General features: G+C 28.2%; 19 protein-coding genes and 2 pseudogenes. 14 read left to right on the plus strand and 7 right to left on the minus strand.

What is annotated here, in order from left to right:
• Positions 1-150 (plus strand): BMC domain-containing protein (locus NSA23_RS05305; RefSeq protein WP_257490360.1); only part of this gene is annotated, 150 nt, incomplete at its 5' end.
• 25 nt (positions 151-175) lie between these two features.
• Entirely contained in the window at positions 176-469 is a 294-nt protein-coding gene (gene eutM, locus NSA23_RS05310) for an ethanolamine utilization microcompartment protein EutM (protein ID WP_042678832.1), read from the plus strand.
• A gap of 133 nt (positions 470-602) precedes the next feature.
• On the opposite strand, the gene NSA23_RS05315 is transcribed toward eutM, so the two are convergent.
• The 3 genes from NSA23_RS05315 to NSA23_RS05325 form a co-directional block, all read right to left on the minus strand.
• A complete protein-coding gene (locus NSA23_RS05315) occupies positions 603-1,364 on the minus strand; it encodes a response regulator transcription factor (RefSeq protein ID WP_257490302.1) in 762 nt (253 codons plus the stop codon).
• A gap of 4 nt (positions 1,365-1,368) precedes the next feature.
• Entirely contained in the window at positions 1,369-2,559 is a 1,191-nt protein-coding gene (locus NSA23_RS05320) for a histidine kinase (protein WP_042678830.1), read from the minus strand.
• A gap of 232 nt (positions 2,560-2,791) precedes the next feature.
• Positions 2,792-3,931, minus strand: coding sequence for a 1-propanol dehydrogenase PduQ (locus NSA23_RS05325; RefSeq protein ID WP_257490303.1), 1,140 nt, complete (start codon positions 3,929-3,931; stop codon positions 2,792-2,794).
• A gap of 359 nt (positions 3,932-4,290) precedes the next feature.
• Here NSA23_RS05325 and NSA23_RS05330 point away from each other — a divergent pair, with 359 nt between their 5' ends.
• From NSA23_RS05330 to NSA23_RS05340, 3 genes are all read left to right on the plus strand, one after another.
• On the plus strand, positions 4,291-5,268 hold the full coding sequence (locus NSA23_RS05330; RefSeq protein ID WP_257490304.1) for a choline/ethanolamine kinase family protein: 978 nt from the start codon (positions 4,291-4,293) through the stop codon (positions 5,266-5,268).
• A gap of 316 nt (positions 5,269-5,584) precedes the next feature.
• The gene (locus tag NSA23_RS05335) at positions 5,585-6,268 is read left to right on the plus strand and encodes an early set domain-containing protein (RefSeq protein WP_042678827.1); all 684 of its coding nucleotides are present in this window, start codon (positions 5,585-5,587) and stop codon (positions 6,266-6,268) included.
• Between the two features lie 22 nt (positions 6,269-6,290).
• Positions 6,291-7,319 carry a phage tail family protein gene (locus NSA23_RS05340; RefSeq protein ID WP_257490305.1) on the plus strand — a complete coding sequence of 343 codons (1,029 nt, stop codon included), beginning with the start codon at positions 6,291-6,293 and terminating at the stop codon, positions 7,317-7,319.
• Between the two features lie 78 nt (positions 7,320-7,397).
• On the opposite strand, the pseudogene NSA23_RS16600 reads toward NSA23_RS05340, so the two are convergent.
• Positions 7,398-7,496: pseudogene (locus NSA23_RS16600) on the minus strand (hypothetical protein); the annotation flags it as partial.
• A 148-nt stretch (positions 7,497-7,644) separates the two neighbouring features.
• Between NSA23_RS16600 and NSA23_RS05345 the strand changes: the two are divergent.
• The 8 genes and pseudogenes from NSA23_RS05345 (at position 7,645) to NSA23_RS05380 (ending at position 9,904) form a co-directional block, all read left to right on the plus strand.
• On the plus strand, positions 7,645-7,812 hold the full coding sequence (locus tag NSA23_RS05345; RefSeq protein WP_257490361.1) for a type I restriction-modification system subunit M N-terminal domain-containing protein: 168 nt from the start codon (positions 7,645-7,647) through the stop codon (positions 7,810-7,812).
• A complete protein-coding gene (locus NSA23_RS05350) occupies positions 7,784-8,206 on the plus strand; it encodes a type I restriction-modification system subunit M N-terminal domain-containing protein (RefSeq protein ID WP_257490306.1) in 423 nt (140 codons plus the stop codon). The genes NSA23_RS05345 and NSA23_RS05350 overlap by 29 nt, the downstream gene beginning before the upstream one ends.
• A gap of 26 nt (positions 8,207-8,232) precedes the next feature.
• A complete protein-coding gene (locus NSA23_RS05355) occupies positions 8,233-8,508 on the plus strand; it encodes an N-6 DNA methylase (RefSeq protein WP_257490307.1) in 276 nt (91 codons plus the stop codon).
• A gap of 16 nt (positions 8,509-8,524) precedes the next feature.
• Positions 8,525-8,842: pseudogene (locus NSA23_RS05360) on the plus strand (HsdM family class I SAM-dependent methyltransferase); the annotation flags it as partial.
• Between the two features lie 13 nt (positions 8,843-8,855).
• Positions 8,856-9,098, plus strand: coding sequence for a hypothetical protein (locus NSA23_RS05365; RefSeq protein ID WP_257490308.1), 243 nt, complete (start codon positions 8,856-8,858; stop codon positions 9,096-9,098).
• 56 nt (positions 9,099-9,154) lie between these two features.
• Positions 9,155-9,394, plus strand: coding sequence for a hypothetical protein (locus NSA23_RS05370; protein ID WP_257490309.1), 240 nt, complete (start codon positions 9,155-9,157; stop codon positions 9,392-9,394).
• The gene (locus NSA23_RS05375; RefSeq protein ID WP_257490310.1) at positions 9,355-9,513 is read left to right on the plus strand and encodes a hypothetical protein; all 159 of its coding nucleotides are present in this window, start codon (positions 9,355-9,357) and stop codon (positions 9,511-9,513) included. The genes NSA23_RS05370 and NSA23_RS05375 overlap by 40 nt, the downstream gene beginning before the upstream one ends.
• Positions 9,514-9,676: 163 nt before the next feature.
• Positions 9,677-9,904 carry a hypothetical protein gene (locus tag NSA23_RS05380; RefSeq protein WP_257490311.1) on the plus strand — a complete coding sequence of 76 codons (228 nt, stop codon included), beginning with the start codon at positions 9,677-9,679 and terminating at the stop codon, positions 9,902-9,904.
• Between the two features lie 193 nt (positions 9,905-10,097).
• Here NSA23_RS05380 and NSA23_RS05385 read toward each other — a convergent pair whose 3' ends face one another.
• Positions 10,098-10,328: a helix-turn-helix domain-containing protein gene (locus NSA23_RS05385; protein WP_257490312.1), complete on the minus strand. Its 231-nt coding sequence runs from the start codon at positions 10,326-10,328 to the stop codon at positions 10,098-10,100.
• Between the two features lie 159 nt (positions 10,329-10,487).
• Here NSA23_RS05385 and dcm point away from each other — a divergent pair, with 159 nt between their 5' ends.
• A complete protein-coding gene (gene dcm / locus NSA23_RS05390; protein WP_257490313.1) occupies positions 10,488-11,906 on the plus strand; it encodes a DNA (cytosine-5-)-methyltransferase in 1,419 nt (472 codons plus the stop codon).
• A 20-nt stretch (positions 11,907-11,926) separates the two neighbouring features.
• On the opposite strand, the gene NSA23_RS05395 is transcribed toward dcm, so the two are convergent.
• Positions 11,927-12,613 (minus strand): NgoBV family restriction endonuclease, encoded by a 687-nt coding sequence (locus NSA23_RS05395; protein WP_257490314.1) that lies wholly within the window; start codon positions 12,611-12,613, stop codon positions 11,927-11,929.
• Between the two features lie 125 nt (positions 12,614-12,738).
• A complete protein-coding gene (locus tag NSA23_RS05400) occupies positions 12,739-12,933 on the minus strand; it encodes a hypothetical protein (protein WP_257490315.1) in 195 nt (64 codons plus the stop codon).
• Between the last annotated feature and the right edge of the window lie 260 nt (positions 12,934-13,193).

Consider the following 13,193-nt stretch of genomic DNA (forward strand, 5'->3'; position numbering starts at 1 on the left):
GGAGATGTAGGTGCTGTAAAAGCAGCAACTGATGCTGGTGCTGCTGCAGCACAACGTGTTGGTGAATTAATTTCAGTACATGTTATACCTCGTCCACATGTTGAGGTTGAAACTATTCTTCCTAAAACAGCTAAGGAAGACGTAAAATAGACTATAGACTCAGGAGGGAATAAAAATGGAACATGATGCATTAGGAATGATTGAAACAAAAGGATTAGTAGGTTCTATTGAAGCTTCAGATGCAATGGTTAAAGCAGCAAATGTTCAACTAATTGGTAAAGAACATATTGGTGCTGGTCTTGTAACAGTAATGGTAAGAGGAGATGTAGGTGCTGTAAAAGCAGCAACTGATGCTGGTGCTGCTGCAGCACAACGTGTTGGTGAATTAATTTCAGTACATGTTATACCTCGTCCACATGTTGAGGTTGAAACTATTCTTCCTAAAATGGGAAAGAAAAACACAAAATAAACTTTAGAATATAAATAGATATATTATATTTATAGTAGATAGTTGAAATAATAATTAATCATCAATATAGGGGTAGATATTACATCTACCCCTATAAATTATTCATAAATTCAATTTTATTAGATTCATAAATTTAGTCCTTTTGCATTGATAAACAAATATACTTTCTATAGTCTATGGGAGTCATGTTCATCTGTGCACGGAATACCCTATTAAAATAAGATGGATCTGAAAAACCACATTCCATTGAAATTCGGTAAGCAGGATAATTAGTTGTTTCTAACAATCTGCAAGCATGTTTAATTTTTAGATCATTTATATAAGTTGAAAATGAAACACCCATATCTTCTTTAAAAGCACGACTGAAATATTGAGGGTTCATAAATACCTTAGAAGCAACCATTTCCAAGGTCAATTTTTCTTTGAAATGCTCTTTAATATATCTTACAGATTCTTCTATAAAGCATTTCTGGCATTCACTAGCTTCTACATCTTCATTCTCCTTTACTATTAGTTGAGATTCGTTTACACAATCTAGCATTTTATGAAAAGTTTCTTTAAAAACCGTTGGTTTTACAGGTTTTAATAAATATTCGAAAACCTGAAGTTTAATTGCTTTTTGTGCATAGGAAAAGTCTGAATAAGCCGATAAAATAGAGATACATGTATTTGGCAAAAATTTTTTGATCTCTTCAATAGTTTTCAGACCATCCATTTCAGGAATTAGTATGTCCATTATAATAATATTTGGTTTATATTCTTTTGATAATTCTATAGCTTGAACTCCGCTTTCGCAGGTTAGCAGTTTATCCTCTGGAAGAAGCTCCTTAAGTACAATTGATTTGAGAAACTCTTGTTCAAGCATTTCATCCTCTACAATCAAGACTACACTCATATTATCACCTCGCAATAGGTTGTGTAGGAATTGTTATAGTAACTGTACTTCCGCTATAATCAGATTTTACAATTTTAAGTCCATATTGTTTTCCATAGTATCGCTTCAAACGCTTGTCTGTATTTCGAAAACCTAGACCCGATTTATTTTCAGATTGTTGTATATTTATCAATACATCTTTTGGAAAACCATTCCCATTATCCATAATAGAAATAACAATTTCATTATTATACTTTTCTGCATAGATACTTATTTTACCACCATCTCGTTTTGGGGCTATTCCATGGATTAAAGCATTTTCTACGATTGGCTGAATAACCATATTGGGGATTTTATAAGATTTAAGATCTTCCGGAACATCTATTTCATACTCTAGACGGCTTTTAAATCTTACCTTCTGAATGTATAGATACTTTTCAATATTGTTAATTTCAGCACCAATGGTATGAAGTTGGCTATCCTGCTTTAAATTATATCTTAGTAAATCAGAAAGACAATATATAAGTTCCTCTGTTGTATGGGAGTTCTCAAAATAAGCTATTCTGGCTATACAATTTAAAGTATTAAATAAAAAATGAGGATTAACTGCCAAAGACATATTTTTTGCTTCTAAATCAATAATCTTTTTTTCCAGTATATCCTTTTCAATTGACAATTTCTCTATATCCTGATTGGAATTATTGATGTTTTCAGATAAATCAAGAGAAATATTTCTAGCAATTTGGTTACATAATTGTTCCTGTATTTTAATTTTTTTTGATTCTACGGTTTTCAATGAGGAAATCGATTTAGCAATAAATTCCAAATTTGCATTTTCACTTTTTTTAAAGTCATAAATATCAATCATGTATTTTTTGTGTTCATTGTCTTTCGAATATACTTGCATACCAGCTATATAGCCTATAGTTTTATCTTTCACTATAATAGGGGAAAGAATATTTTCAAGACCATTATGGCAGACAAATCTACCTTCTTTGTCATTTTCTAATTGACATATGTAGTCGGGGCATACTTTTTTATCCCTCTCTTGGCACACATTGGTGCAAAAGTCGGGGGATGGAATAAACTCAAGCAGAATGTCACCATTTGTATCTAGTAAAAACAGAGAAATATCTGATATGGATAAAATATTACTATAGCGGGTATATAAATTCGAGGTTATTAATTTTTTAAGTGGACTATCAGTTTTATTCATGCTTGTAATGCACCTCTTCTAGATTTTGGTATTATCCCCGCTCCTTTACATAGTAAAGGGCTAACTATTGAAATTTCACATATTTATTATACTATATGTAAAATATATTTACAATGTAAAAACTGACTAGTCTCCATATATTGGTATAAATTGAGTAGAACGGGTGAAATAGGTAAAGGGCCAAAACCTATGTTTTTGCCCCTTGCCAATTTTTTCTATTATTTAATATTTATCAATAGCATTTTTGATAAATATGTATTAGTTCTTCTTTAGAAGGTTGTCTAGGATTAGTAGGAGTACATCTATCGCCTAATGCAGCTTCAGCCATATGTTCTAAAGAGCTTTCAAACTCATCTTGATCAATTCCAAGAGCTCGAATACTTTCTTCGACACCTAGATATTTTTTTAATTCACTTAAAGCTTGTATGAAATTCACAGTTCCCTCACGATTTGTTCGAGCTGGAAGTTGTAGAATTTTTGCCAGTTTTGCATATTTGTTAGCAGCATATTCGTTGATACTTCTTTCTAAATTAGAATTATATTCTATTACTGCATTAAGTAGAAGTGCATTAGATCGACCATGGGATATATGAAAAGTTCCACCCATAGCATGAGCTAAGCTGTGATTGATGCCAAGGCCAGTATTTGTAAATGCTATTCCTGCCATACATGAAGCATTTTGAATACGATCTCTAGCATTAGAATCCTTAATGTCATTGTAAATTGTTTTGATGTTTTCAAAAATTAGCTTAACTGCTTTCTCACAAAGAGCATCTGTAAAGTCAGTTGCATTCGTAGAAACATAGGCTTCTATAGCATGAACTAAAGCATCTATGCCAGTATCTACAACTACATGTTGAGGAACATGTTGTATACAGGTAGAATCAAGTATTGCAATATCTGGTGCAATAAAATCATCTACAATGCATACCTTTTCCCCCTGGGAGGTAATAACAGTAAAATCTGTTACTTCTGAGCCTGTCCCACTTGTAGATGGAATAGCAATGAACAACGGTTTTTTCATTTTGTCATTTGTTGTGTTTTCTAAATGCCATGAAAAATACATTATTCCCTTGGCAGTATCAATAGTAGAACCTCCACCAATTGCAATTAAAACATCTGCATTGCTTTCCTTATATAATCTCATTCCTTCTGCAACTACATTAATATCTGGATCAGGTCGAACTCCTGTAAACGTAACGGAACTTATTCCAGCTTTGTTTAGTGAATCTACTGCTTTTTGAAGATATCCTAGTTTTTCCATGATTGAATCTGAAACAATAAATGCCCGAGAACCAGAAACTTGTTCTAAAAATTGTGTGAATTCCATATTAAAATAAACCTTGGATTTTAGTTTGAATTTGTCTTCCATTATTCTGCCCTCCTATCATTTTATTTTCTATATTTTTTAATCAATTTTACTGATTTTTAACAGGTGAATAATGATTATTAGTATTAATGATACCATAAAGAATAACTGATTTATTGTAGATTCAATATATAGTTTTAGTACTATTGTATCCAGTTGAAATCCAATATTGTACAATATTGGACTTCTTGTACAATATCAACTTTCAAAGATATGATTTCTTCTATTTAATCTTCTAATAACCTTTGACAACAGCAAGAGATTAAAAGTTTTTGTTTTATATGGGTGTTGATTATTGGGGTTATCATTGATATAATAAACTTTAAAGCAGATTTTAGAGAATTATAAATTGGCATGTTTGTTTGCCAATTATATTTTTCATTAGAAAAATAATTGACTTAAATATGTGTGGTGGATTATTTATGGAAATAGAAGAACTAATACAAAAAAAATTACGTATTATTTTTAATGATAATAGTATAATATTTGATAAATCTCGTTTTACAGGTGGACTTACTAACTACAATTATATTATGGATATCAAAGGAACTGAATATGTTGTTCGACAACCAGGTGGCATGGCTAATCTTATGATTGATCGTAAAATTGAAAAAGTTAACAATAAAATTGCTTTGGATATTGGTTTGAATTCTGAGTGTGTATATTTTGACGAAGTTAGTGGTATTAAGGTTAGCGTATATATTAAAGACAGTAAAAACATTGGTCAAATTGATCCATGTTGTATTACAAATCTAAGAAATGTTTCCGCTATAATGAAAAAAATTCACTCTAGTCAAAAGTGTTTTCCTAATTCCTTCGATTGGCAAGTAGAATTGAATAAATATGAACGAATTGTTGAAAAGCTTAATGGTGTTTTTTTCTTTGACTATGGCATATTGAAGGAAGAATTAATTGATTTCATGCAAAAAAATATTAAGAATACAATTTCTGTCCCCTGTCATAATGATACAGTACCTGAAAATTTTGTAGTTGATAAAAATGGGAAAACTTATCTTATAGACTGGGAGTATTCTGGAATGAATGATCCAAGCTGGGATATAGCTTCCTATATCCTTGAATCTAGATTGACTGAAGATGCAATTCAATATCTCCTTTTAGATTATTATGGTGAATTTCCAACAGATGAAGAAATATTAAAAATAAAGTGCTATATGATGGCACAGGATTTACTTTGGATGGTATGGGCTATGATTAGACACTATAATGGCGATGATTTTCTAGACTATTGCTACTCCAGATATGAACGTTTCAAGAAAAATATTAAAACAATTACAGATTCACCTAATTATGCTATTGCTGATATGGTAAAAAAGAAATAACACAGAGGGACGATTCCTCTGTGTTATTTCTTTTATTATGTATTGTAATATATAATAAATTTTATTGACAGTTTGAGTCTGGCTTCAAAAAATAAATGAGGGGCAGTTGTATAGTGAATTGACTCTTTAATTTTGGATAAAATTCACTAACTTTTTATTTGTTGTGATATGGGACTAGGACACTTAATATTTATACATATTATAGATACTTTATAAATATGTTTAAGAAATTAGAGTATTTGCCGATATAATTAGTAAGAAAGATGGTTGAAGAATTATTAGAATATTTACTAAAATATCTGATAGGAGGATTGCCATGAAAACAAATTTTGAATATGAAGAGAATGAGTATATAACTATAGATACAATATCTGTTATAGGAGAATTTAATAATTATGATTCTGAAAGAGGATTAATGAGAAAAGAAAACAATAAATGGATTTTTGATTGCGATCTTCCACCAGGAGAGCATAAATATAAGTTTCTTATTAATGGAGAATTAAAGCTTAATGATCCAACAGCTAATATATACTTTCCAGATGATAACGAAGAACTTTGGTCAGTAATTATTATTAACGATCAAGGTCAACGACTTTATAATAATACTCAATATACAGTACATATGGATAAATATAATATAAATTCAATTTTGAATGAAGAAGTTGTTACCAATAAGAAAAATTTCAATGTTTTGCTAGATAAAAAAGTAGTGACAAGATTTGAATTTATCAATGTAACAGGATTGCATACAGTGACAACAGCATGGTATACTCCGAAAAAAGAGCTATTTCAGATTACAGAGAACAATTTATTTACACCACCGGGAGAGAATAAACCAATAAAAATGTGGTTTTGGATGGATTTAGAGGATAAGACACGACAATACCCTTGTGGAGTTTGGACAATGAAGCTATTTATAGATGGAGAATTTATTTTAGAGGACAAATTTACATTATCAGAGACAAGCTCATATTCTTCACAAGGAGAAATAACATATTAATTAAAAAAAGGAGTTGAGAACTATGATAAGATGTTCTGATAGTATTAATAGTTTAAATTCTATAAATAATAATATATATAAATCAGAAACCAAAAAGATGAATAATAATAATTGTAAAACAAACATAGTAGATAATAATATTAAAGCAGTTGAAGATGAATACAGGGAATTAGTTGTGAAAAATACTATTGATACTAAAGAGGTTGTAGCTAAGGTGAAAGATACAACTAAAAGCTCCGTAAGTTCCTCTTTAAATTCAATATCAGAATCCTTATCTATAGGGATAAGTACTATTAAAAATGTTAAAAAAACAGCAATATCTATAGGTAAAAGCGTTAAGAATACAGTGTTTTTAGTTTCAAATACTATTAAAGATGGATTTAATTCAATAGGTAAAAGCATAAAAAATGTTTCTAAATCAGTTGCTGATAAAACAAGGGAAACTACTTCACTAGTATGTAATACATATAAAGAAGTATCTACTACAGTTTCACAGTTGGAACAAGCTGCAAGAGAGGTTGTAAGTTCTGCTACATCTATAGTTGGAGAAACATTAAAAACAGCAGTTTCTATAGGTGAGGATGTTATTGAAATAGTAGGCAAAGTTGGACTTACAGCAACTAATGTTACGGCAGCAATAAAAAATCCTACTAATGGAATTTTGAAAAAAGGAATAGAAACTGTAAGCTTTATAAAAGTAGGTGTAGATTCTATTAAGGAACCTATAAAGAGAATACCAAATACTTTTTCAACTGGCTATAAGAATATTAAAGAGCATTGTAATAATATAGTAAATACTGTTAAAAAATCAGAGTCTAAGATTAAAACAGTTAAGAATGCTATAGTATCAGTTGGAAGAGAAATAGTAAATTCGGTAAAAACTATAGCATCCGAGGTAAAGGCAGCAAGTATAGATATAGCTAATACTGTAAAAAGTTCAGTTGCCAGTACAAAAAATGTAATAAATAAAGGCTATGATGAAGTTGCACAAATATATAAAGACTCTAAAAAGAATATTGATAGTTCAGTTAGTGATCCTGTATTGGTTTAGATAAAATATTTTAAGATATTAAAGAGGGCTATTTTAAAATTATTTATAAATAATTTTAAAGTAGCCTTTTATTTTTTAATTACACATTACATCTGGATTAGAAGTTCTTCCTTTTTTATATTTATCTAAAAAATAAGTAAATACATTATTCTAATATTCTTTCTTAAAATTTATAGTAGAACATAGAGAGAAGGTTCTTTTGTGTTATAGCTTGAGTTAGTTCAGCTTAATTAATATAATAATTGTAGAATAACTATTATAAAATAAATTGAAAGAGTGATACTTGACGGAGAATTTTAATGAAAAAGTGAATTTTATATAGAAAATTGCAGAGTTTTTAAGGGGATCATATAAGCCAGAAAAATATGGAGATGTTATACTTCCTATGGCTGTATTAGGGCGTTTTGATTGTTTACTTCAAGATACAAAAGATAAAGTATTAGAGAAAGCCAAAACAACCGATATTGAAAATAATTTTAAACAATGTAGCTGATTATAGATTTTCAAATAAATCTAAATTCGATTTTGAGAAACTAACAGAAGATCCAGATAATATAAGAGCAAATTTTGAAAATTATATACAAGGATTTTCTTTAAATATTAGAGAGATAATTGAATACTTCGAGTTTGATAATGAAATTAAAAAGCTGGATGACAACGATTTGCTTTTTCTAGTTATAAAAGAACTTAATAATATAGATCTGCATCCAGATGTAGTTACTAATCAAGAAATGGGATATATTTTTGAAGAACTTATAAGAAGATTTTCTGAAAATGCAAAAGCAGGAGATCATTATACACCAGGAGAGGTTATAGAACTAATGGTGAATCTTATATTCAATGGATTAGAAGAAGAACTGACTACTCTAGGAAGTATTTTACAGTAGGAGATTCTGCTTGTGGGACTGGTGGTATGCTTTCTGTTGCTACAAATTATATAAAAGACCTAAATACAAAAGCCCAAGTTGAAGTTTTTGTACAAGAGTTAAATAATCAATCCTATGCTATATGTAAATCAGATATTCTTATGAAAGAACAACGGGAAAGAAATATAGTATTTGGAAACTCCTTTGCAAAAGATGCATATAAAGATCAAAAAGTAAGATTTGCCCTTATGAATTCACCTTTTGGAGTAAATTGGAAAAACACAAGAATTTTATTGAAAAAAAGCAAAGAAACTAGGGTTTAGTGGACGTTTTGGTGCTGGTATACCAAGGAATTCTGATGGTTCATTATTGTTTCTTCAACATATGGTTTTGAAAATGATAGAAGATAAGAAAGATTCTAGAATGGGCATTATATTCAATAGCTCTCCACTTTTTACAGGGGATATAGGTTCTGGAGAATCAGAAATTAGAAGATGGATAATAGAAAATGATATGTTAGAAGGTATAGTAGCATTACCTACAGATTTATTTTACGATATAGGTATAGCTACCTATATATGTGTTTTAACAAATAGAAAAAATGATGATATTTTGAAAGGACCAGTAAGGAAAGGTTCGATTAGCAAATGCAACTAGTTTCTATCATGAAATGAGAAAATCCTTAGGCTCTAAAAGAAATGAAATAAGTAAAAAAGATATAGAAAAAATAGCAAGAATTTATGGGCAGTTTAAAGAAAATGAATACTGCAAAATATTTGATAATAAAGGATTTGGATATTTAAAGGTAACTATAGAAAGGCCATTGAAACTAAATTTCCAAATATCAGAAGAGAGAATAGAAAATATATATGGAGAACAGCTTTTCCAAAGTTATATGATAAAGAAAAGGTAGAAGAATTAGAACTAGAAAAAGAAAAACAATATATAAAAAAGAAGAATCTAAAAAAATTGGAAAAACTACATGAGAGCAAAGCATTCCAAGATAAAATAATCGATATATTAAAGGAAAATATAAATGATAAATTATATAAAAATAGGGATGAGTTTGAAAAACACTTAAAAAATATTTTCAAAGATATAAAACTAACTAATGGACTAAAAAAAGCTATCCTTATGGAACTATCAAAAAGAGATGAAACTGCAGACTATTGTATAAAGGGAAGAAAAAAGAAGCAGATACTTATTTAAGAGATACAGAAAATATACCACTATCTATAGATGTAGAAGAATATAGTGTAGATACAACAGAGCATATAGAAAAAGAAAATATAGAAAACTATGTAAAAAGAGAAGTAGCTCCCATGTAAAGGAGTTTTAGATAGATCATAAGAAAACTAAAATAGGCTATGAAATTCCTTTCACAAGATACTTCTATAAATACGAAAGCCTAAGACCATTCAAAGAAATAATGGAAGAAGTAAATGAATTAAAAAGTGAAATAGAAGCAGAAATAAAGAAGGTGATAGGACAATGTATGAGTTAAAATATTATAAACATATATTTAATAAAAAGAACTTTCACAGGAAAGATGAAGAAGAAATCTTTTCGTTTGAATATCCAAAAGTTGGATTAAAAAAATTAGATATAGGTCTTAATATTGATATAGAGGAAATTTTATCAATATTAAAATATTTTAACAGCCAAATAAATAGTATTAGCAAAGATTTTAAAGAGCTTCAATCAAGAAAGAATAAGTAAAATAAAAAATGCAAAAAGATAAACAATATACTAAGAAATAATGATAAGAGTAAAGAAAAAAGGCTTATCAATTTAGGAAAAATCTTAACAATGAGAAAATAGAAAATTATATAAAATATATTGATATAGAATTATTAAAATAGCTAAAAATAACAATATTAAGTAATGAAATATTAATAAAATAAATTTAATCTTATATTAAATTATCAAAATAAGGTGAATTAAAGAAATCTTTTAAAGATATATTTAATCCATAACAAATTTTTAATATAGTTTTTAATTTTGGGTTTTTACTTTCACCACTAACAATGCTATTAATTGTAGATTGAGTAACTTGAGATAAAGAAGCAAGTTTGTTAATACTAATATCTTGAGTTTCACATAAATTTAAAATTCTTTTTGCAGTAGCTTGAGATATATCCATATTTAACCACCTCAATAATTGTATTCTTATTAATTAAAGTATAACAAAGAAGTTATTAACATACAATGACATATAGTTGACAATAGAGAAAAATTTATATACAATAGTATTAACGATGCGACGTTAAATAAATAAAGTTTAAAAGAGGAGTGTATAATTGTGCAATTATCCTTGTTTGAAGATTTTAATATTGCAGAGCAAAATTTACTATATAAAAAAGAAGTCAGATTTATTGACTTGTTTGCGGGTATGGGTGGATTGCGATTAGGATTTGAGCAGGCTTTTAAAGAATTGGGTTTTAATACACGATGTGTTATGACATCAGAAATTAAAACATATGCAATTAAAGCATTAGAAGAAAACTTTGATCATGAAAAGTTATTAGGTGATATTACACAAGTTAAATCTAAGGAGATACCAGACTTTGATATTTTATTAGCAGGGTTTCCATGTCAAGCTTTTAGTACTGCTGGTAAGGGATTAGGTTTTTTAGATACAAGAGGGACACTTTTTTTTGAAGTTGGAAGAATATTAAAAGAAAAAAGACCTTATGGTTTTATATTAGAAAATGTAGAAGGTTTAATAACTCATGATAAGAAGAAGCCAAAAGATGAAATAGGTAGAACTTTAACTATTATACTAAGGACACTCAAAGAATTAGGTTATAGAGTTGAATGGAAATTGTTAGATTCTAAAGATTTTGGAGTTCCGCAATCAAGGAAAAGAGTTTTTATTGTTGGAACATTGAATAAGAAAATCAATCTAGATGGCTTTGAAAAAAGATATAAAACATTTGGTGAAATACAAGAATCTGGGATAGGAACATTAGATACACATTTTACAAGTTGCCTTTTAAAACATTTTAAACCTGAAGAGTTATATGGAAAAGCTATAAAAGATAAAAGAGGCGGAGATAACAATATACATAGCTGGACTATTGAATTAAAAGGTGAGGTGTCAGATGAACAAAAAGTATTATTAGAATTACTTTTTAAAGAACGAAGGAAAAAACATTGGGCTGAAAAAATAGGTATAAAGTGGATGGATGGAATGCCCTTAACAGTAGAGCAAATAGCTACTTTTTATAAACACAAAAATCTAAAAGATCTTTTAGATGATTTGGTTGAAAAAGGGTATTTGGTATTAGAACATCCTAAAGATGTTGTAGAGAAAAAACTTTCCAATGGTAAAACTATTAAACGAAGAGAATATGATATAACTAAGCCTAAAGGATATAATATTGTTACTGGAAAATTAAGTTTTGAATTTACCAAAATATTAGATCCTAATGATATTTCTCCTACATTAGTAGCTACTGATGTATCAAAATTAGGAGTAGTTGATGGTAATGGTATTAGAAGATTAACTTTGAGAGAAGGATTGAGGTTGTTTGGATATCCTGATGACTATTCATTAGAATGTTTTAATGGAAGTGAAAGAGATAAAAGGAAAGCTTTTGATTTATTAGGTAATACAGTTGTAATACCAGTAGTTAGAGATATATCTTTAAGATTGGGAAAAGAATACAAGGAAAATTTAAAAAATATAGAAGAAATTCAAATAGGTATGTCTTTATAAGACATACCTATTTGAAAGTTTTATAATATTTCTAATCTCTGATTAGTATAATTGTAGTATGATTCTATAGTATTTTTTATCCAAGTATTAGCAACCTTGTTTCCTCTATATAAAATTAGAGTTTCATATATAGCTTTTAATAAATCTTCTTTATTTTTGAAGTCTGGTTCTGTACCATTTTTAAAATTTATAGATGGACGTATATTATATATAACATCTCTTTTAACTTGTGTTTTTAAAGGGAATCGACTAGATGAACCAGTTATTTCCCATATTTTTTTAAGCCATACTTTTTTTATAGTTATATATCCTTCTTTATTCATATCATATCCAAAAATAATATAATCTGCATCAAGTCGATACGCTTCTTGTTCTAAAGAAGCACAATAGGATTCGAAATTTGCTATATCAAAAGCAGGTGAACGAGAATATTTGAATGCTTTAACTTCTAACATATTAGATTTTTTATTTGTATTATGTAAATAAAAGTCAGGAAAGTCTTGAGTATTAGCAGGTTCAGAGAAATATATATCATTTTCTAAAAACCATTGTTTTAGCCAGGCTTGTAGAGTAATACCTACTGTATCTGTAGTATCAATCCTTACTTTTATATTTGCTAATTCAAATGAAATATATCCATTAGCCCCAATAATATTTGAATCTAATAATAAATCGTAGACTTGATTAGCGTTTAAAATACTTTTCATTACTTTGATCCCCCTCATATAAATTTGGTTATTTGATAACTACTATAAATTATATTATTAATTTATTATCCTATATTTTTCACAATATATAATTTTACTTAAAAATTTAATTTTATTAATTCATTTCAAAAATATTCAAAGCTTTCTTTATTATAGTATTCTAAAGGGTTCACATTATAGCGTAAACATTTACTTTTAAATGGGTTTATTACCCATTGTCCTTCGTCAGAATTAAAACCTATTAGGCCATCAGAAGTATCTGTTTCTGAATAAAATCTTTCTTGTAAATCTCCGAATTTTTTAATAATTTCTAAATTCATATATAGACCTCCAGTTTAAATAATATCTACTATATTATACATTATTTATTAGTTTTAATCTAAAATATTTATAAATAGATGTATAATACTATACGAATTTATAATCAATATTTTATTGAAGTTATAGCTGTTAGAATTTTTACTATTATTTTAACTTTTTCCTATAAATAGGATGTAAAGTAAAATGGGAAAAAGTTAGTATTTCAATAACCTTCGTGGTACAAGAGGATTGTTAAAGATTAGATACAATTTTAAGAAAG

Source organism: Anaerosalibacter massiliensis, from assembly GCF_024623155.1.
Lineage (GTDB): Bacteria > Bacillota > Clostridia > Tissierellales > Sporanaerobacteraceae > Anaerosalibacter > Anaerosalibacter massiliensis.

Excerpts from the sequence above, each read along its gene's own strand:
- eutM (WP_042678832.1), top strand. The coding sequence starts at position 176 with ATGGAACATGATGCATTAGGAATGATTGAAACAAAAGGATTAGTAGGT.
- NSA23_RS05315 (WP_257490302.1), bottom strand. The coding sequence starts at position 1,364 with ATGAGTGTAGTCTTGATTGTAGAGGATGAAATGCTTGAACAAGAGTTT.
- NSA23_RS05320 (WP_042678830.1), bottom strand. The coding sequence starts at position 2,559 with ATGAATAAAACTGATAGTCCACTTAAAAAATTAATAACCTCGAATTTA.
- NSA23_RS05325 (WP_257490303.1), bottom strand. The coding sequence starts at position 3,931 with ATGGAAGACAAATTCAAACTAAAATCCAAGGTTTATTTTAATATGGAA.
- NSA23_RS05335 (WP_042678827.1), top strand. The coding sequence starts at position 5,585 with ATGAAAACAAATTTTGAATATGAAGAGAATGAGTATATAACTATAGAT.
- NSA23_RS05340 (WP_257490305.1), top strand. The coding sequence starts at position 6,291 with ATGATAAGATGTTCTGATAGTATTAATAGTTTAAATTCTATAAATAAT.
- NSA23_RS05355 (WP_257490307.1), top strand. The coding sequence starts at position 8,233 with ATGCTTTCTGTTGCTACAAATTATATAAAAGACCTAAATACAAAAGCC.
- NSA23_RS05365 (WP_257490308.1), top strand. The coding sequence starts at position 8,856 with ATGAGAAAATCCTTAGGCTCTAAAAGAAATGAAATAAGTAAAAAAGAT.
- NSA23_RS05380 (WP_257490311.1), top strand. The coding sequence starts at position 9,677 with ATGTATGAGTTAAAATATTATAAACATATATTTAATAAAAAGAACTTT.
- NSA23_RS05385 (WP_257490312.1), bottom strand. The coding sequence starts at position 10,328 with ATGGATATATCTCAAGCTACTGCAAAAAGAATTTTAAATTTATGTGAA.
- NSA23_RS05395 (WP_257490314.1), bottom strand. The coding sequence starts at position 12,613 with ATGAAAAGTATTTTAAACGCTAATCAAGTCTACGATTTATTATTAGAT.
- NSA23_RS05400 (WP_257490315.1), bottom strand. The coding sequence starts at position 12,933 with ATGAATTTAGAAATTATTAAAAAATTCGGAGATTTACAAGAAAGATTT.